Here is a 19,680-nt window from a genome sequence, read left to right on the forward strand (position 1 = left end):
GGGGGCATCCGGGAATCGAGCCGGTGTCCTGCGGCTGAACGTTCGCGCCCGGCGGCGACGCCCGAGCGTGAGAAACCGCAGATCCGTGAAGAAACCTCGGCATGCATGGTTTCTGATCGCGAATGCGGTGTCTCGCTCGGATCGGATGCTGCCACTTGCATGTCCGCGGGGAAGCCTAGGCTGGCGCGGTGAGCACCGATGTCCGCCTCGGCGCCGACGGCCGCGCGCGCTGCGCCTGGGTCGGCGACGACTCCGAGTACGCCCGCTACCACGACGAGGAGTGGGGTGTGCCCCTGCACGGCGACCGCGCCCTCTTCGAGAAGATGAGCCTCGAGGGGTTCCAGGCGGGGCTGTCGTGGATCACGATCCTGCGAAAGCGCCCGCGGTTCCGCGAGGTGTTCGCGGGCTTCGAGCCCGAGGCGGTGGCGGCGTTCGGCGATGACGACGTCGCACGGTTGATGACGGATGCCGGGATCATCCGCAATCGCGCCAAGATCGAGGCCACGATCTCCAATGCCCGTCTGGTGCGCGAACTCGAGCCGGGCGAGCTGGACGCCTTCATGTGGTCGTTCGCGCCGAGCACGCATCGTCGTCCGGCGACGTTCGCCGAGGTGCCGGCGATCACCGCCGAGGCCGAGGCGATGAGCAAGGCTCTCCGGGGCCGCGGCTTCCGGTTCGTCGGCCCGACCACGATGTACGCGCTCATGCAGTCGGCCGGGATGGTCGATGACCACGTCAACGGCTGCTGGCGCGTCGGCTGAGGGCGAGGAACAACGAGCAGTCCCCATGCGTTCGAATAGATCGTGGACTACGGACACCCACTCGAATTCGGCGCCTTCATCACCCCTTCCGCCGCGAGCCCCGAGGCGCCGGTGCTGCTGTCGCAGGTGGCCGAGGCATCCGGTCTCGATCTCGTCACCTTCCAGGACCACCCGTATCAGCCGGCCTTCCTCGACACGTGGACGCTCATGTCGTTCGTCGCGGCGCGCACCGACACCATCCGCATCGCACCCAACGTGCTGAACGTGCCGCTGCGCCCGCCCGCCGTCGTGGCGCGCGCGGCGGCGAGCATCGACCTGCTGTCGGGCGGGCGCTTCGACCTCGGCCTCGGCGCCGGCGGTTTCTGGGACGCCATCGAGGCGATGGGCGGCACGCGGCTGACGCCCGGGCAGGCAGTCACCGCGCTGGGCGAGGCGATCGACGTCATCCGAGAGCTGTGGCGCACCGACGAGCGCCGGGGCGTCTTCTCCGACGGGAAGTACCACGCGGTGCACGGCGCGAAGCGCGGGCCGCGGCCGGCGCACGACATCCCCATCCACATCGGCGCGTACAAGCCGCGCATGCTCGCGCTCACCGGGCGCAAGGGCGACGGGTGGCTGCCGTCCCTGGGCTACATGAAGCCCGGCGACCTCGCCCGGGGCAACGCCGCGATCGACGACGCCGCGGCGTCCGTCGGCCGCGACCCGCGCGAGATCCGGCGCCTGCTCAACATCGGGCAGCTCGCGGCCGACCCGAACGAGTTCGCCGAGCGCCTCGCCCGCCTCGCCCTCGAGGACGGCATCGGCACCTTCATCATCGCGGCCGACGACCCGAACCTGCTCCAGCGCTTCGGCGAAGACGTCGCGCCGGCCGCCCGCGCGCTCGTCGCCGCCGAGCGCGGCCGACAAGGCACGGCTGCAGCATCCGTCCGATCCGCCGCGGCGCTCGCCGCGCGGCGCGACGGCATCGCTTACGACGACGTGCCGGCGGGCCTTCGCGCGATCGAGCCTGGCGACTTCGAGTACGGCGACGTGCGTGCCACCTACATGCGCGGCGGACGCCCCGGCCTCGTGCTGCAGCCCTCGTCGGCCGAGCAGGTCGCCGAGGCGCTCGCGTTCGCGCGCCGGCATCCCGAGCTCCCGCTCGCGGTGCGCAGCGGCGGCCACGGCATCAGCGGCCGCTCGACGAACGACGGCGGCATCGTGATCGACCTCCGCCGCCTCGACGAGATCGAGGTGCTCGACGCCGACCGCCGGCTGGTTCGCATCGGCCCGGGCGCCCGCTGGGCGAAGGTCGCTGCGGCGCTGGGCGAGCACGGCTGGGCGCTGACCTCGGGCGACTACGGGGGAGTGGGCGTCGGCGGCCTGGCGACGGCGGGCGGCATCGGGCTGCTCGCCCGCGAGCACGGGCTCACCATCGATCACCTGCGCGCCGCCGAGGTGGTGCTCGCCGACGGCTCGATCGTGCGGACGGATGCCTCGACCCACCCCGACCTCTTCTGGGCGATCCGCGGCGCCGGCGCCAATGTCGGCATCGTCACGGCCTTCGAGTTCGAGGTCGACGAGGTCGGCCAGGTGGGGTACGCGCAGCTCGCCTTCCAGGTCGATGACGTCGCGGAGTTCCTCGAGGGCTACGGCCGCATCGTCGAGGCGTCGCCGCGCGACCTCACGCTGTTCCTGCTCACGGGCGGACCCCGCCCCGGCCAGCCGCAGGTGGTCCAGCTCTACGGGATCGTCGACTCCGACGACCCGGAGACGATCATCGCGCGCCTGCAGCCGTTCGCCGAGCTCGCGCCGCTCGTCCAGCAGTCGGTGCAGCTCACCACCTACCCGCAGATCATGGCGAGCGCCGACCTCGGCCCGCAGCACGGCGCGGGCGAGCCGCATTCGCGCTCGGGCCTCATCGAGCACGTCACGCCCGCCTTCGCGGAGGCGGTGGAACGGATGCTGCGATCCGGCGCTGTCCCGTTCTTCCAGCTCCGCGCGGTCGGCGCAGCGGTCGCCGATGTCGCGGAGGATGAGACCGCGTACGCGCATCGGTCGGCGAACTTCTCGGTGGCGGCGCTCGGGTCGAACCCCGAACGGCTCGACGCCCAGTGGCGCACCCTCGACGACCACGTCGACGGGATGTACCTGAGCTTCGACTCGTCCGAGCGGCCGGAGCGCATCGCCGAGGCGTTCCCGCCCGCGACGCTGGAGCGGCTCCGGCGCGTGAAGGCGGCGTACGACCCGACGTGCGTCTTCCGCGACAACTTCGCGATCGAGCCTGCGGAGTCCGACGCGGCCTGAGCCGCAGCATCCATCCCCCGCCTTGACGGGTTTGGGGCGCATGCCGTCCGTTCGGGGCGCACGTCGCCCGCCCCGAACGGTCGCGGTGCGCCCCAGACCCCGATGCGACACCGGATCGAGCAGGATTCAGGAAGCGCGGTGTCCGGGTTGCCGGGCATACTCGTGCGCATGGCATCCGAGTCCCACATCGCTGATTCGCACGAAGTCATCCGCGTCGTCGGCGCCCGCGAGAACAACCTCAAGGGCGTGTCGGTCGAGATCCCGAAGCGGCGGCTGACGGTGTTCACCGGGGTGAGCGGCTCGGGCAAGTCCTCGCTGGTGTTCGGCACCATCGCGAACGAGTCGCAGCGCCTCATCAACGAGACGTACCCGACGTTCGTGCAGCAGTTCATGGGGCAGCTCAGCCGCCCCGAGGTCGACGCGCTCGAGAACGTGAGCCCGGCGATCATCGTCGATCAGGAGCGCATGGGCTCCAACGCGCGGTCGACGGTGGGGACCGCGACCGACGCGCACGCGATGCTGCGCCTGCTGTTCAGCCGCATCGGCCAGCCGCACGTCGGCTCGCCGCAGGCGTTCTCGTTCAACATCCCCTCGGTCTCGGGCGCCGGCGCGATCACGCTCGAGAAGGGCGGGAAGCAGGTGAAGGAACGCCGGTCGTTCGAGATCACCGGCGGGATGTGCCCGCGCTGCGAGGGCCTCGGCGAGGTGAGCGACGTCGACCTCGACGAGCTCTACGACAAGACGAAGTCCCTGCAAGACGGCGCGATCCAGGTCCCGGGCTACAACCCCGACGGCTGGATGGTGCGGGGGTTCACCGAGTCGGGCTTCGTCGACCCGGCCAAGCCCATCCAGGACTTCACCGAGCAGGAGCTCGCGGACTTCCTCTACAAGGAGCCGACGAAGGTCAAGATCCAGAACATCAACATGACCTACGAGGGCCTCGTGCCGAAGATCACGAAGTCGATGCTGCAGAAGGATCGCGACTCGCTGCAGCCGCACATCCGTGCGTTCGTCGATCGCGCCGTGAAGTTCCTGCCGTGCCCCGACTGCGGGGGCACGCGTCTGAACGAGGGGGCGCGTTCGTCGAAGATCGACGGGATCAGCATCGCGGATGCTGCGGCCATGCAGATCACGGATCTCGCGACGTGGCTCGACACGGTGGACGACCCGTCGGTCGCGCCGCTGATGGTGGGCCTGCGCCAGACGATCGCCTCGTTCATCGACATCGGGCTCGGCTACCTGTCGCTGGATCGCGCGTCGGGCACGCTCTCGGGCGGCGAGGCGCAGCGCACCAAGATGATCCGGCACCTCGGCTCGGCGCTCACCGACATCACCTACGTCTTCGACGAGCCGACGGCGGGCCTGCACCCGCACGACATCCAGCGCATGAACCGGCTGCTGAAGCTGCTGCGCGACAAGGGCAACACGGTGCTCGTGGTCGAGCACAAGCCCGAGGTCATCGAGATCGCCGACCACATCGTCGACCTCGGTCCCGGCGCCGGTCGCGCGGGCGGCGAAGTGCAGTACGAGGGGGATGTCGCGGGTCTGCGTACCTCCGGCACGATCACCGGACGCCACCTGGACGACCGCGCCCGGCTCAAGCAGTCGACGCGCGCCGCGAGGGGCGTGCTCGAGATCCGGGGCGCGACGCAGCACAACCTCAAGAACGTCGACGTCGATGTGCCGCTCGGCATCCTCACCGTCGTCACCGGCGTCGCGGGGTCGGGGAAGTCGTCGCTCATCCACGGCAACGTGCCGGGCTTCGACGACGTGGTGGTCGTCGACCAGGCGCCGATCAAGGGCAACCGGCGCTCGAGCCCGGCGACGTACACCGGCATCCTCGACACGATCCGCTCCGCGTTCGCGAAGGCCAACGGCGTGAAGCCGGCGCTGTTCAGCGCCAACTCCGAGGGCGCGTGCCCCGCGTGTCGCGGCCTCGGCGTGATCATCACGAACCTCGGCTTCACGCAGACCGTCGAGACCCTCTGCGAACTCTGCGAGGGGTCGGGCTTCAGCGATGAGGTGCTCGAGTACACGCTCGACGGAAAGAACATCGCCGAGGTGCTCGCGATGTCTGCCGCCGAGGCATCCGTGTTCTTCGCGAAGGGCCCGGCGCACACCACGCTGATGCGCATGATCGACGTCGGCCTCGGCTACATCACGCTCGGCCAGGCGCTCAACACGCTGTCGGGCGGCGAGCGTCAACGCCTGAAGCTCGCGATCTCGATGGCGAAGAAGGGTGCGATCTACGTGCTCGACGAACCGACCACGGGCCTGCATCTCGCAGACGTCGAGAACATGCTCGGGATGCTGGACCGCCTCGTCGAGGCCGGCAACAGCGTGATCGTGATCGAGCACCACCAGGCCGTGATGGCGCACGCCGACTGGATCATCGACATCGGCCCTGGCGCCGGGCACGACGGCGGCTCCATCGTGTTCGAGGGCACGCCGGCCGACCTGGTCGCGAGCGCCGAGACGCTGACCGCCCAGCACCTGCGGGAGTATGTCGGCGCCTGACCGGTGCCCGGCGGCGGATGGGTGTTTGTCCCCATCGACCCGGTGTGACCAGGGGAATACGATCTCCCCAGTTGACACTCCCGGTCTCGTCGCGTCCGTGGTCGCGCGTTAGGCTGGGGTGTTCCCCCAGGTCTTCTGTGAGCTCGCGACGCCCCTCGCCGGGGTCCCACGCCACGACTAGACGCACGATGCCCGGAGGAGGCCGACGTCCCCATGAGCTCATTCGCCTGGCTTCGTGCGCGCCCGCGCGCCCTCGCGTCGGCGGGAGCGGTGACCGCGGCCGCGGTCACGATCACGACCCTCGCGTTCGTCTACCAGGGGGTGCCCACGACGGAGGTCGACCTTCACGACGGCGGTGTGTGGGTCACGAAGCAGTCGAGCCTGCTCGTCGGTCACTTCAATCACGAGTCGCAGGTGCTCGACGGGGCCCTGCGCACCACGAGCGACGACTACGACATCCTCCAGTCGGGCAGCACCGTGCTCCTGGTCGATGACGCCGGGTCCTCGGTGAGCGTCGTCGACCCGGCGATGGTCGCGCTCTCGGGCGCGGCCGGCGTCCCGGCCGGCGCCGACGTGGCGCTCGGCGGCGACACCGTCGCGATCCTCGATCCCGCCTCGGGCGACCTGTGGGTCGTTCCGAGCGCCAGCGTCGGCTCGTTCCATATCGAGGGCACGGATGCGACCGCCAACGTCGGCAAGGGCGCGGATGTCGCGGTCGGCGTCGACGGCGTCGTCTACGCCGTCTCGCCGAAGTCCTCCGAACTCGTCACGATCCGCGTCGCTGCGGACGGCACTCCCGAGGAGCCGAGCCGCTCCAGCCTCCCCGGCGTCGGCGACGACGCGGAACTCTCGGTCACGGCAGTTGGCGACAAGCCGGCCGTGCTCGACACCACCACCGGCACCGTGATCGTCGACGGGCGCAGGGCGGAGGTCGACGGCGGACGCAGCGCGGTCCTGCAGCAGCCGTCCGCGGCATCCGATGCCGTCTCCCTCTCCACCGCGTCGGCGCTCGTGCGTGTGCCGTTCGACGGCTCGGAGCCCACGACGGTCGAGGCCGGAGCCGACGGCGCCCCCGCGGAGCCGGTGTGGCTCGAAGGCTGCGGCTACGCCGCGTGGACGGGCTCGGGCCGGTTCGTGCGCGACTGCGCCGGCGACGCCGACGACCTCTCCGTCGACATCGACGGCATCGAGCCGACGTCGCTCTTGAAGTTCCGCGTCAACCGTGACGTCGTGGTGCTCAACGACGTCGTCGGCGGCGCCACGTGGATGGCCGCCGACGACCTGCAGCGCGTCGACAACTGGGATGAGATGACCCCTCCCGAGGGCGAGACCGAGGACGACGAGCAGACGACGGAGGAGACGACCGAGACGGTCCTGCCCGAACGCTCCGAGATCAACACCCCGCCCGACGCGAACGACGACGACCTGGGCGTGCGCCCGGGCCGCACCACGATCCTCCCCATCCTCGACAACGACAGCGACCCCGACGGCGACCTGCTCACCACGCGCGTGGTCGACGGCGGCCCGTCGATCGGCGAGATCCAGTCGATCGACAACGGCCGGGCGCTGCAGATCGCGGTCCCGGAGGACGCCGAGGGCTCGGCATCCTTCACCTACGAGGTCTCCGACGGCCGCGGCGGCACCGACACCGCGAAGGTCTCGTTCTCGGTGCACGGCTGGGATGTCAACTCCCCGCCGAAGCAGAACCGCGTCACGACGGTCGCCGTCGAGGCCGGCGGCACGATCACCTACAACGTGCTGCCCGACTGGATCGATCCCGACGGCGACGACGTGTTCCTCGGCTCCGTCCAGCCCGCCGAGGGCGACGAGGCGGACTACACCTCCGACGGCCGCATCACGTACCGGGCGGTCGGCGGCGCGCAGGGGCGCAAGGACGTCGAGATCACCGTCTCGGACGGGTCCGACGTGACCGTCGGCACCGTGCGGTTCGACGTGCGCCCCGTCGGCTCGATCGACCCGGTCACGAACGCCGACTACATCGCCGTACGCACCGGACAGACGGCCACGGTGTCGCCGCTCGCGAACGACGTCGGTGCAGGCCGCGAGCCGCTGCGCCTCGCCCGGGTCGATCCCGTGCCGGGTGCCGACATCGTCCCCGACTACGCGAACAAGACGTTCACGTTCCGCTCGGCGACGCCGGGAACCTATTACGTCCAGTACATGGTGGCGGCCGGCGCCGCAGGCGTCCCCGGTATCGTGCGCGTCGACGTCCTCCCCGAGGGTGAGACCGATCTGCCTCCGGTCGCGGTGCGCGACGTCGCGCTGCTGCCCAGCGGCGGCCAGGTGCTCGTCAACGTTCTCACCAACGACTCCGACCCCTCCGGCGGCATCCTCGTCGTGCAGTCCGTGACGGTGGAGCCCAACTCGGGCATCGCGGTGGCCGTGCTCAACCACGAGACCCTCCGCATCAGCGACCAGGCGGCGCTGTCCGAACAGGTGCGCATCTCGTACCGCATCTCGAACGGCTCGCAGTCGGCCGAGGGCGACGTCATCGTCATCCCGATCCCGGCTCCGGCGCAGCTGCGCCCGCCCGTCGCGAACGACGACCAGGTCGTGGTGCGCGCGGGCGACGTCGTGACCATCCCGGTGCTCGACAACGACTACCACCCCAACGGCGACACGATCCACCTCGCGCCGGAGCTCGTGCCCCCGCTGATCGAGCCCGAGGACGGCGAGATCTTCGTCTCGCAGGACACCGTGCGCTTCCGCGCCTCCGACGAACCGGGCACGGTCTATGCGACGTACGAGGCCGTCGACAGCACCGGACAGAAGGACGCCGGCTACATCACCATCCAGGTGCTGCCGGTCAACGCCGACACCAACGCCGCCCCGCGGCCGCGGGACATCACCGCTCGCGTGCTCGCCGGCAGCCGCGTCCGCATCGCGGTGCCACTGGACGGCATCGACTCCGACGGCGACTCCGTCGAGCTCGTGGGGCTCGCCTCCTCGCCCGGAAAGGGCCGGATCACCGAAACCGGACCCGACCACCTCGTCTACGAGGCATTCGATGACACCGCGGGCGTCGACGCCTTCAGCTACCGGGTGCGGGACCGCCTCGGTGCCGAGGCGACGGCGACGATCCGTGTGGGCATCGCGCCGGCCGAGGGCGTGAACCAGGCGCCGTACGCCGTCAAGGACTCCGTCATCATGCGGCCGGGCCGCTCGGTCGCGGTCCCCGTGCTCGCCAACGACTCCGATCCCGACGGCGACGAGTTCGGCATCGTCAGGGACGGCCTGATCCTGCCCGACGTCGCCGGGCTCAAGGCGAAGGTCGACGGCAACCGTGTCGTCGTGACCTCGCCCTCGCAGCCCGTCGAGACGTCGCTGCAGTACACGATCCGCGACGCGCGCGGCGCCGAGGCGAAGGCCGTGCTTCAGATCACCGTCGCAGAGGACGTGCCGCTGCAGAAGCCGATCGCGCGTGACGACTACGTGCTCGCCGCCGACGTGGAGGACGGCGTGGTCGACCTCGAGGTGCTCGCGAACGACGAGGACCCCGACGGCACCGTCGATGACCTCGAGCTCGAGGTCGCGGATGCGAACTCGCGCGTGCTCGCCGACGGCACGGTGCGCGTCACGCTCGGCGACACGGGCAGGCTGGTGACCTACACGATCACCGACCGCGACGGGAACGAGGCATCCGCCTTCATCCACGTCCCGTCCCTGTCGTCGCTGCCGCCTGCTCTCATCTCGACCGAGCCGGTCGAGGTCAACAGCGGCGAGACGGTCGAGCTGGCGCTGTCGAAGTATGTGCGTGCCGCCGACGGCAGCAAGGTCGTCATCACGGAGGCTGCGAAGGTCACTGCGGCGCACCACGACGGCTCGTCGCTCGTGAAGGACCAGACCACGCTCGTCTACACGTCGGTCGCCGGCTACTTCGGCCCCGATGCCATCACCTTCGAGGTGACGGACGGCACCGGCCCCGACGACCCCGAAGGCCGCAAGGCGACGCTGACCCTGCCGATCACCGTGCTGCCGCCCGAGAACCAGCAGCCGACCTTCGTGAACGGACAGATGGATGTCGCGCCCGGCGAGGACGCGACGACCCTCGACCTCGGCGGGCTCACGACCGACCCGGATCCCGAGGACGAGGGCGGCATCGAGTACCAGATCGTCGGCGGCTCGCCCGCAGGCATGGCGGCGGTGATCGAGGACGATGAGCTGCGCGTGAGCGCGGCCGCGGACACGAAGAAGGGCACCGCGGCGACGATCCGCCTTCGCATCACCGACGGCACCACGGAGCCGATCGAGGGCACCGTGAACGTCCGTGTCATCGCGTCGACCCGGGAGCTGCCGACCGCCAACGACGACATCGTCGATGAGGCGCACCAGGGCAAGACCGTGACCGTGCCGGTGCTCGCCAACGATGTGAACCCGTTCCCCGACGAGCCGCTCGAGGTCACCACCGCTCTGCTGGAGACCGGCCAGGGCGACGTCGTCGTGTCGGGCAGCGACGTGAAGGTCACCCCGGACGCCACGTTCTTCGGCACCATGACCGTCCGCTACCGCGTGCAGGACGCCACCGGCGACCCCGACCGCGAGGTGGAGGGCCGCATCCGCCTGACCGTCCAGGGCAAGCCCGATGCGCCGGGCACCCCGATCGTGTCGAGCGTCCAGGACCGCACGGTCGTGCTCTCGTGGACGCCGCCGGCGAACAACGGCGCCGAGATCGAGCGGTATCTCGTCTCGTCGACCGCGGGCGACTACGAGAAGGAGTGCTCGGCGACCACGTGCACGCTCGACGGGCTGACCAACAACGTCGAGTACAACTTCACGGTCGTCGCCGAGAACCGCGTCGGCCCGTCCGACCCGTCAGCGCCGTCCGAGACAGCGCGCCCCGACGCGCGCCCGGACACCCCGGCGGCACCGAGCCTGACGTTCGGCGATCGGAGCCTCAACGTCGCGTGGGTGACCCCGACGACCCCCGGCTCGCCGGTGGAGAAGTACACGCTCGAGATCTCGCCGGCGCCGCCGTCGGGCATCAGCCAGAAGACCGACGTGGTCGGCAACTCGATCGTGTGGGAGGGCCTCCAGAACGGCGTCGCCTACCAGGTGCGCGTGCAGGCGCACAATCGCGCGCCCGAGCCGTCGAGCTGGAGCACGTGGTCGGTGAGCGAGATCCCGGCGCGCGCGCCCGAGGCGCCGGGGGCGCCGACTACGGCTCGTCTGGAACCCGTCGGCTCGCAGGCGCAGATTCGCGTCTCGTGGAACAGCCCCGCCGACAACGGCGACGCCATCTCGGGCTATCAGCTGGACGTGCTGCAGGGCTCGAGTGTCGTCCGAACCATTCCCGTGTCGGCGAGCGAGACCAGCCAGGCGGTCGTGGTGAACACATCCACCACGGATTACACGTTCCGTGTCCGCGCGCAGAACAAGGCCGGATGGGGCGCGTTCAGCCCGACCTCAGCGCCGCAGCGAGGGTTCACCGCACCAGGTGCGCCCACGGACGTGACCGCGCGCGAGGGCGACCGCTCGCTGACGGTGACCTACCAGCCGGGTCCCGCCAACGGTGCGAACCCGGGCGAGATCAGCTACCAGGCGTCGGTGAACAACGGCAACTGGCAGGCGCTGGCCGGGAACGGCGTGATCGGCGGGCTCTCGAACGGCACGACGTACTCCGTGCGCGTGCGTGCCGTGGCCACCGTCGCGGGTGCGACTGAGCCGGGAGCGGCATCTGCCGCATCGAACTCGGTCATCCCGTACGGCCCGGTCAGGAACCCCTCCGTCAGCGCCACCGCCGACGGCACGAGCATCACCTACCGTTGGAGCCCGCCGTCCGAGAACGGCCGCGCTATCACCCAGATGCAGATCCGCATCGACGGGGGGAGCTGGCAGAACGTCGCGAACACCGGCTCGCGCAGCAACAACTACGGCTACAGCGAGCGGCACACGATCGAAGCGCGGGCGCAGGACGCCGCGGGCCAGTGGAGTGCTGTCGTCTCTGACGCGGCGACCACCGTCGCGCCGCCGCAGCCCTCCGCGCAGACCGTCAAGGGCGCCTCCGGAAGCTGGGGCGACTGCGGGTCGGCCTCGTGCGCGTACATGGCGGTCACGGTGAAGAACTTCCCGGCCGGCAACTATCACCTGCGATGCAACGACAGCTCCGGGTCGTGGGGCGGCGCCAGCGCTACGTGGGTCCCCGAGAACGGCACCGTCCGCGCCAACTGCTACTACGGCTTCCCAGGCAACCGCGTGTGGGTGACCATCGAGGGCTGGGGCAACGCCGACGCCATGACCTGGTACTAGCCCCGGTCGCGGCATCCTTCACGACACGAGACGAGAGATCGAGACGAACATGACGATGACCCCCGAACAGGCGGCCTGGTTCCAGGGCACCTTCGCGCGACTGGTCGACAACGTCGACCAGGCCCTCATGGGCAAGCGCGAGGTCGTGGGGCTGGTGCTCTCGGCGATGCTCGCCGAAGGACACGTGCTGCTGGAGGACGCGCCCGGCACGGGCAAGACGAGCCTCGCCAAGGCGCTCGCCGCCACCGTGCAGGGCACGTCGAGCCGCATCCAGTTCACGCCCGACCTGCTCCCATCCGACGTGACGGGCGTCACGATCTACGACCAGACCTCCCATCGCTTCGAGTTCCACCGCGGTCCGGTCTTCGCCTCGATCGTGCTCGCCGACGAGATCAACCGCGCCTCCCCGAAGACGCAGTCGGCGCTCCTCGAGGTCATGGAGGAGTCGCGCGTCACCGTCGACGGCGTCGCGCACGAGGTGGGGCGCCCGTTCCTGGTGATCGCGACGCAGAACCCGATCGAGCAGGCGGGCACCTACAAACTGCCCGAGGCGCAGCTCGACCGCTTCCTGGTGAAGACGTCGATCGGCTACCCCGACCTCGCGGTGGCCGAGCGCATCCTCGCGGGCGCCGCCGACCGCAACCCGTCGGCCCACCTGCCCGCCATCATCACGACGGGCGCCGTCGCCGACATGGCCGACCTCGCCGCAACCGTGCACGTCGACCCCGCCGTGCTGCGCTACATCGCGCAGCTCGCCGAAGCGACCCGCAACGACCCGGCCACGCGTCTGGGCGTCTCGGTGCGCGGCTCGCTCGCGATGATCCGTGTCGCCAAGGTCTACGCCGCGGCGCAGGGCCGCCACTTCGTGCTGCCCGACGACGTCAAGTCGCTCGTCTCCCCCGTGTGGACGCACCGCATCGTGCTCGACCCCGAGGCCGAGTTCGCCGGCACGTCGGCCGAAGCCGTCATCGCACGCGTGCTCGAGTCGGTCGCCGCACCGCAGGCGAGGTCCGCGGCCTGATGGCGACGGAAGCACTCGGGCAGGCGCCGGCCGCTCAGGACCGCCGCGCCTGGTTCGGGCAGCTGCTGCTCGGCGCGCTGCGGCGCACCGGCACCGTGCTCGGCCGCGTGTTCGGGGTCGTGCGCCCCGCCGCCTGGGTGCTCATCGTCGGCGCGCTCGCGCTGTGGATCGCGGGTCAGTCGCTCGGGTGGTGGGAGCTCACCGTGGCGGCGATCTCGATCACCGTCGTGCTGGCGCTCTGTCTGCTGTTCCTCATCGGTCGCACCGCGTACGACGTGTCGCTCGACCTCAACCGCACGCGCGTCGTCGTGGGGGAGCGGGCGGTGGGTGCGCTCACCCTCGCCAACACCGGCTCGCGCGCGATCCTGCCCTCCCGCGTGCTGCTCCCGGTCGGCAGCGGCCGGGGCGTGTTCGACGTGAACCGGCTGGCGGCGGGTGAATCGGCCGAGGAGCTCTTCGCCATCCCCACCTCCCGGCGCGCGGTCGTGAAGGTCGGCCCGGTGAGCGTCGTGCGCGGCGACCCGCTCGGCCTCTTCGAGCGCGTGCACCGCCGGGACGAGCCCGTCGATCTGTTCGTGCACCCGCGCACGGTGCTCTTCGACGGTCAGTCCCTCGGGTTCCTCCGCGACCTCGAGGGCCTCCCCGCGACCGACCTCTCGCCCGACGACGTCTCCTTCCACGCGCTGCGCGAATACCAGCCGGGCGACGACCTCCGCCACGTGCACTGGAAGTCGACGGCGCGCACCGGCCACATGATGGTGCGCCAGTACGAAGAGACGCGCCGCTCGCATTTCGTGATCGGCCTCTCCACGAGCCCCGCCGACTACCGCGACGACGACGAGTTCGAGCTCGCCATCTCGGCCGCGGGCTCCCTCGGCCTCCGTGCGCTGCGCGACTCCCAGCGCGTCGAGGTGCGCGTGCAGGAGCGAGCGCTGCCGTCGGGCACCGGCAAGCAGTTCCTCGACTCCCTCTCGGCACTCAGCCACTCGAGGCCCAAGGCGGGCTCGGTCGTGGAGCTGGCCGGCGTCGTCGCCGCGACGCTGCCCCTCGCGAGCGTCGTGGTGCTCGTGTGCGGCAGCAAGGTCGATCCGGGCGACCTGCGCACGGCGTGCAGCCGCCTGCCGTTCGGCGCGCGCGTGCTCGCGGTCGTCGCGTCGGCGGACCACGCGGCGCCGTCGCTGCGGAGGATCGGAGAAGCGGATGTCGTGACTCTCGGTGCGCTCGACCAGCTCCCGAACGCGCTCCGGAAGGTGCTCGCATGAGCGCGCCGGTCACACCGCTTCGGACCCGCGCCGAAGCACCCGCACCCGGTGGGGCGGCAGCATCCGTTCCCCGCGCGCCGCGCGTCGACGCCCTGCCGACCCGCCGCTGGATCCTCGACCTCACCGCCGCCGGGCTGCTGCTCCTCCTCCCCGTGGTCGGGTTCGCGCCGACGTTCGACGGCGCGAGCTACCTCGTCGCGGCGCTCGGCGGGCTCGTGCTCGGCATGGGGCTGGGTGTGCTCGGCCGGCTCTTCCGGTGGGGCATCCTGCTCCTCACGGCCGCGACGATCGTCGTCTACTTCCTCTTCGGCGGAGCGCTCGCGCTGCCGCACACCACCGTCGCAGGGGTGATCCCCACCCTCGAGACGCTGCGCCGGCTCGCGCTCGGTGCGGTCATGTCGTGGAAAGAGCTGCTCACCACCATCGCTCCGGTGGCCACCGACGACGGCCACCTGATCGTCCCGTTCCTGTTGTCACTGGTCGCGGCCGTGCTCACGACGTCCCTCGCGCTTCGGCTGCGCAGCGCCGCGTGGGCGCTGATCCCGGCCGCCGCGTTCCTCGCGATCCAGATCGCGCTGGGCACCTCGGAGCCCTTCGCACCCGTGGTGCAGGGCGTCGCGTTCGGACTCGTGGCCGTGGTGTGGCTGGCGCTCCGCCAGGCGTGGCAGCCGCAGGCCGCGGCGATCTCGGTCGGCGAAGGCACGGCCCGCTCGGGCTCCGGCATGCGGCGCGTGCTGATGGGCGCGGGGGTCGTCGCGATCGCGGCGGTCGTGGGCGTCGCCACGAGCGCCTTCGCTGCGCCCTCGTCGCCCCGGTACGTCCTGCGCGACGTCGTGATCCCGCCGTTCGACATCCGCGAGTTCGCCAGCCCCCTGCAGTCGTTCCGCGCGTACGTGCGCGACCACCCCGACGACCCGCTCTTCACCGTCAGCGGCCTGCCCGAGGGCGCCCGCGTGCGCCTGGCCACCATGGACGCCTACAACGGCACGGTCTACAACGTGTCGGACGACGGCACCGGCTCGTCGAGCGCCTTCGCGCCCGCGCGCACCAACATGTCGGCCGACGCGCAGGGCACGCCGGCGACGGTGCACGTCGAGATCGGCGAGCTCGAGAGCGTGTGGATGCCGGACGCCGGCGCCGTGCAGAGTGTCACGTTCGACGGCGCCCGCGTCGATGACCTCCGCCGTACCGCGCACTACAACGAGGCGACCGATACCGGCGTCGTCACCCTCGGCCTCGAGAAGGGCGACGAGTACACGCTCGAGGCCGTGATCCCCGAGGTGCCGAGCGACGAGGCGCTCGCCGACCATGACTTCGCGCCGCTGAGGATGCCGAAACAGGTCGGCGTTCCCGAGAGCCTGGCCGACATCGCGTCGAAAACCGTCGCCGACGCCGAGACGCCCGTCGAGCAGGTGCGCGCCCTGCAGCAGATGCTGTCGGAGGGCGGCTTCTTCAGCCACGGCCTCGCCGGGCAGCCGCTCTCGCGTGCCGGCCACGGCGCCGAGCGCATCGCGACACTGCTCGGCTCGGAGCAGATGGTGGGCGACGACGAGCAGTACGCGACCGCCATGGCGCTGCTCGCGGCCCAGGTCGGCATCCCGGCGCGCGTCGTCATGGGGTTCTACCCCGATGAGGACGCCGCCGCCGAGCCGGTCTACACCGCGACCGGCGAGACGCTCCACGCCTGGGTGGAGGTCGCCTTCGACGGCGCCGGGTGGGTGCCGTTCGACCCGACTCCGCCCGAGGACCAGGTCCCGAGCGACCAGACGACCAAGCCCAAGGCCGACCCCAAGCCGCAGGTCCTGCAGCCGCCGCCCCCGCCGACGGAGCCCGTCGACCTGCCGCCGACCGTCGCCGACGACCGCGGCTCCGAGGACGAGAACGCCTTCGACGCGGGCCTCTTGTGGACGATCGTGTCGATCGGCGTCGGCGCGCTCGGTCTTCTCGCCGTGCTGCTCGCGCCCTTCATCGTGATCGGTGCGCTGAAGGCTGCGCGCCGCCGCAAGCGCCGCGAGGCGGAGCGCGCATCAGACCGCATCAGCGGCGGGTGGGACGAGCTCGTCGACCGCGCCTCGGACTTCGGTGCCCCGGTGCGCCCCGGTGCGACGCGTCAGGAGGACGCCGGTGTGCTCGCCGCCGCGTTCGCCGAGCCGCGGGTCGCGACGCTCGCGACGCGCGCCGACCGGGAGGTGTTCGGACCCACCGACCCGTCGCCCGACGACATCGAGGCATTCTGGACCCAGGTCGACGAGATCGTCGGCGGCATGGGGAAGGGGCGCTCGGTGTGGCAGCGTCTCGGCGCGAGGCTCAGCATCCGTACACTCCTCGAGGGCACGCGGTTCGCGCTGCCGGCACGTCCGGCGCCGCGCGCACGGACGACGCAGCCCATCTCCGCCCCGCCGCCCGGCGGCGACGCGGCGAAGAGCCCGACCCGGCGCTCCCGTCGCGGCAGCAAGACCCGGAGCGCACCCGAGCCCTCCATCCACCCCGCACAGGAGAACGAATGACCGTGAGCCCGCCCGGCGCCGCCCCTGCGGCGACCATCGCACGCCGTGTGGGGGCGTTCGCGATCGACATCGGCGTCGCCTGGGTCATCGGCGGCGTGCTGGTCGGCGCCGTCGTGGGCATCATGCTCGGCGTCGGCCCCGCAGCGGACCGCGGCGCGCTGGCGGCCACGATCCTGCTCGGCTACACGGGAATTGCGTTGCTGCTGTTCGTCTGGTGGCTCGTCTACTCCGCGATGCAAGGCAGCCGAGGAGGCTCGATCGGGCAGCGCATCCTCGGCCTGCGCCTGCAGGACGCCGCCTCCGGGGCCCCCATCGGCTTCTGGCGCGCGATCCTCCGCAACATCGTGTTCAGCCTCGCCGCGTCCATCGTGGTGGGCTACCTCACCCCGCTCTTCGACACGAGCGGCCGCCGGCAGGGGTGGCACGACATGGCGGCGCGCGCGGTCGTCGTCGACATCAGGAACACGGATGCTGCGCCCGCGGCGCCCGCTTCCCTCGCCACGGCGAACCCGTACCTGCCGCCTCCGGGCGCGGCATCGCTGCCGCCTGTGCCCCCGCCGCCCCCCGTCGCCCCGGCGCCCGCTGCAGGGTTCGTGCGGACTGCGGCCCCGGCCGCGACGCGTCCGGTCGCCGCACCCGTGCCGACCAGGGTGATCGGCGACATCCCGTGGGTCACGCACGAGCCGCCGGTCACTCATCCGCCGCAGCCGGAGTCCTTCCCGAGCGTCACCGTGCCGTTCCCCGCCGCGACGACCACCGAGCCGTTCGGCGCGACCGCGACCGCGACGGCCACCGCGACCGCTGCGCCGGCCGTGCGTGCCCCAGCCGCCGCGGTCGCAGCATCCGTGATCCCCACGTCGATCGAAGAGGATATAGAGGCCACGCGCATCGTCGTGCCGCCGCCGGCGCAGCGGGCCGCGCTGTACGACGGAGCGCCGGTGATCGCGGTGCTCACGTGGGACGACGGCACGCGCATGGCCGTGTACGGCCGCACGCTGTACGGCCGCAATCCCGCGGGCGAGGACGGCGCGGTCGCGATCCCGGTGCGCGACGAGACGCTGTCGCTGTCGAAGACGCACTTCGAGGTCGGCGGCGGCGCCACCGGCGCGTGGATCGCCGACCGCCACTCGACCAACGGCACCACGCTGGTCCGCGACGGCGCGCGGATCCCGCTCACTCCGGGTGTTCGCACGAACCTCCGCGACGGCGACACGCTCGAATTCGGCGACCGGCGTGTGACGGTGGGGCTCGCGTGATGACCGGACACACCCCGCCGATCACTGTCGCGTTCGGAGCGGCGACGGATGCGGGCCTGCGCCGCCGCATCAACGAGGACTCGTACCTCGCCGTGTCGCCGCTGTTCCTCGTGGCCGACGGCATGGGCGGTCACAACGCCGGCGAGATCGCCAGTGCGACGGTGATCCAGGAGTTCTCGGGCCTCACCGGCCGCGAGAGCCTGACCATCGACGACGTGCAGGCGGGCGTCGTCGCCGCGCGCCGCCGCGTCGCGGCGCTGCCGGCCGGTGCGGGCGCAGGCGCCGGCACCACGCTCGCGGGAGTCGTGATCGCCGACGTCGACGGTGAGGGCTACTGGCTCGCGATCAACCTCGGCGACTCGCGCACCTACCGCCTCAGCGAAGGGCACTTCGAGCAGGTGAGCGTCGACCACTCGGTCGTGCAGGAGCTCGTCGACAGCGGTCAGTTGGCCGCCGACGCGGCCCAGCGCGATTCCCGCCGCAACGTGATCACGCGCGCCATCGGCGCCGGCAGCGACGCCGAGCCCGACTACTGGCTGATCCCTGCGGAGGACGGCGACCGCATCCTGGTGTGCTCCGACGGCCTGTCGGGCGAGCTCGAGCAGGATGCGATCCACGGGGTCCTGCTCGCCGAGGCCGACCCGCAGGCGGCGGCGACGCGGCTGGTGCACGAGGCCATGGTGCGCGGCGGCCGCGACAACATCACCGCCATCGTCGTGGATGCCCTGGCGGTTCGCACTCGCGCGAGCCGCGCGTGCGAACGCGATACGGTGCCGGTGAGTGCCCCCGCCCACGACGACGCCGACATCGACGGCGACACGCTGCCCCGCGCGGTGGTCGCGGGAGGATTCTGATGCCCACGCTGTACGCCCCGGGAGCCACGCCGGCCGCCGTCACCCCGCGCGCATTCGCGGTGCTCGAGCCGGGCACCTCCGCCGCGCTGCTCACCCGCATCCGTGCCGTCCTCGCCGACGGCCGCGGCCTCGGCGGCGTGATCGAGGCGCTCACCGGCGCGTACGGCGCGTCGCTGACGGCGATCCCCGCCTTCGCCGTCGCGCTCGCCGAGGGCGACGGCGTCCGCGTCGCCGTGCGCGGCGACTTCGCGTTCGACGTCGACGCCACGGTCTCCGAGCGCGTGTCGGGAGCGGGCGTCACGACCTGGACCGAACGCGTGATCCCGGGTGTTCTGCGCGTCGCGCTCACGACGTCGGAGTCCGCTGCTCCGGCCGAGTTCGCGATCGCCGACGGCATCGTGCTGACCGGCCGGATCGAATGGGATGCTGCCCCCGCCGGTGCGTCCGCGCCCGCGGGTGCGTCTGCGGCCGCCGGTGCGTCCTCGGCCGCCGGAGGCGCGCCGGCCGAGGCTGCTCTGGGTCCGCGTCGGCGCGAGGTCGCCGCCGCGGCCACCCCGACGGCGACCGCCTCGGGGCTCATCGACTCGAACTCCGTGCCGTCGGTCGTCGATGCCGAGACCCTGCTTCCCCTCGACTCAGCCCTCGCGCCGCTCGCACCGGCCGTCGCGCCGCTGCCTCCGGCCGGTCCGGTGCCGGCCGGCGAAGACGAGCTCCCCACGGGATTCGACGATGTCTGGGGTGCCACGGTGATCCGCTCCGCCGACGGCGCCGAGGCCCGCCCTGAGAGCGACCGCGCGCCCGCCGTGGCGCCCGCGCCCGCCGGCGACCACGACGGCGCGACGATCTCGCTTGCCCAGGCCCGCGCGCTGCGCGAGGCGGCCGGCGGCACCGGGGGCGCAGCATCCGTCCTCCCCATCGACTCGACTCCCGCACCCCTTGCTCCGCCCCG

Annotated in this window: 10 protein-coding genes; all 10 read left to right on the forward strand. The window is 71.8% G+C overall.

Features of this window, described 5'->3' with window-relative positions:
* Positions 1–188: 188 nt before the first annotated feature.
* Entirely contained in the window at positions 189–761 is a 573-nt protein-coding gene (locus tag JNB61_RS08400; protein WP_159847653.1) for a DNA-3-methyladenine glycosylase I, read from the forward strand.
* A gap of 42 nt (positions 762–803) precedes the next feature.
* The gene (locus JNB61_RS08405; RefSeq protein WP_374226632.1) at positions 804–3,047 is read left to right on the forward strand and encodes an LLM class flavin-dependent oxidoreductase; all 2,244 of its coding nucleotides are present in this window, start codon (positions 804–806) and stop codon (positions 3,045–3,047) included.
* 168 nt (positions 3,048–3,215) lie between these two features.
* Positions 3,216–5,564, forward strand: coding sequence for an ATP-binding cassette domain-containing protein (locus JNB61_RS08410; protein WP_220290294.1), 2,349 nt, complete (start codon positions 3,216–3,218; stop codon positions 5,562–5,564).
* A gap of 213 nt (positions 5,565–5,777) precedes the next feature.
* Positions 5,778–11,831 (forward strand): Ig-like domain-containing protein, encoded by a 6,054-nt coding sequence (locus JNB61_RS08415; protein WP_220339319.1) that lies wholly within the window; start codon positions 5,778–5,780, stop codon positions 11,829–11,831.
* 49 nt (positions 11,832–11,880) lie between these two features.
* Entirely contained in the window at positions 11,881–12,852 is a 972-nt protein-coding gene (locus JNB61_RS08420) for an AAA family ATPase (protein ID WP_220290289.1), read from the forward strand.
* Positions 12,852–14,114, forward strand: coding sequence for a DUF58 domain-containing protein (locus JNB61_RS08425; RefSeq protein WP_220339320.1), 1,263 nt, complete (start codon positions 12,852–12,854; stop codon positions 14,112–14,114). The genes JNB61_RS08420 and JNB61_RS08425 overlap by 1 nt, the downstream gene beginning before the upstream one ends.
* Positions 14,111–16,621 (forward strand): transglutaminase-like domain-containing protein, encoded by a 2,511-nt coding sequence (locus JNB61_RS08430; protein WP_220339321.1) that lies wholly within the window; start codon positions 14,111–14,113, stop codon positions 16,619–16,621. Before JNB61_RS08425 ends, JNB61_RS08430 begins: the two co-directional genes overlap by 4 nt.
* On the forward strand, positions 16,618–17,877 hold the full coding sequence (locus JNB61_RS08435; protein ID WP_220339322.1) for an RDD family protein: 1,260 nt from the start codon (positions 16,618–16,620) through the stop codon (positions 17,875–17,877). Before JNB61_RS08430 ends, JNB61_RS08435 begins: the two co-directional genes overlap by 4 nt.
* A complete protein-coding gene (locus JNB61_RS08440) occupies positions 17,877–18,731 on the forward strand; it encodes a PP2C family protein-serine/threonine phosphatase (RefSeq protein ID WP_220290274.1) in 855 nt (284 codons plus the stop codon). Before JNB61_RS08435 ends, JNB61_RS08440 begins: the two co-directional genes overlap by 1 nt.
* On the forward strand, positions 18,731–19,680 hold a 950-nt coding region (locus tag JNB61_RS08445), incomplete at its 3' end, for an FHA domain-containing protein (protein WP_220339323.1). The genes JNB61_RS08440 and JNB61_RS08445, both read left to right, overlap by 1 nt.

Source organism: Microbacterium ureisolvens (assembly GCF_019511645.1).
Lineage (GTDB): Bacteria > Actinomycetota > Actinomycetes > Actinomycetales > Microbacteriaceae > Microbacterium > Microbacterium ureisolvens_A.

What these genes read in the sequence shown, in the direction of transcription:
- JNB61_RS08415 (WP_220339319.1), top strand. Translation starts at nt 5,778, where the DNA reads ATGAGCTCATTCGCCTGGCTTCGTGCGCGCCCGCGCGCCCTCGCGTCG.
- JNB61_RS08410 (WP_220290294.1), top strand. Translation starts at nt 3,216, where the DNA reads ATGGCATCCGAGTCCCACATCGCTGATTCGCACGAAGTCATCCGCGTC.
- JNB61_RS08435 (WP_220339322.1), top strand. Translation starts at nt 16,618, where the DNA reads ATGACCGTGAGCCCGCCCGGCGCCGCCCCTGCGGCGACCATCGCACGC.
- JNB61_RS08440 (WP_220290274.1), top strand. Translation starts at nt 17,877, where the DNA reads ATGACCGGACACACCCCGCCGATCACTGTCGCGTTCGGAGCGGCGACG.
- JNB61_RS08430 (WP_220339321.1), top strand. Translation starts at nt 14,111, where the DNA reads ATGAGCGCGCCGGTCACACCGCTTCGGACCCGCGCCGAAGCACCCGCA.
- JNB61_RS08420 (WP_220290289.1), top strand. Translation starts at nt 11,881, where the DNA reads ATGACGATGACCCCCGAACAGGCGGCCTGGTTCCAGGGCACCTTCGCG.
- JNB61_RS08425 (WP_220339320.1), top strand. Translation starts at nt 12,852, where the DNA reads ATGGCGACGGAAGCACTCGGGCAGGCGCCGGCCGCTCAGGACCGCCGC.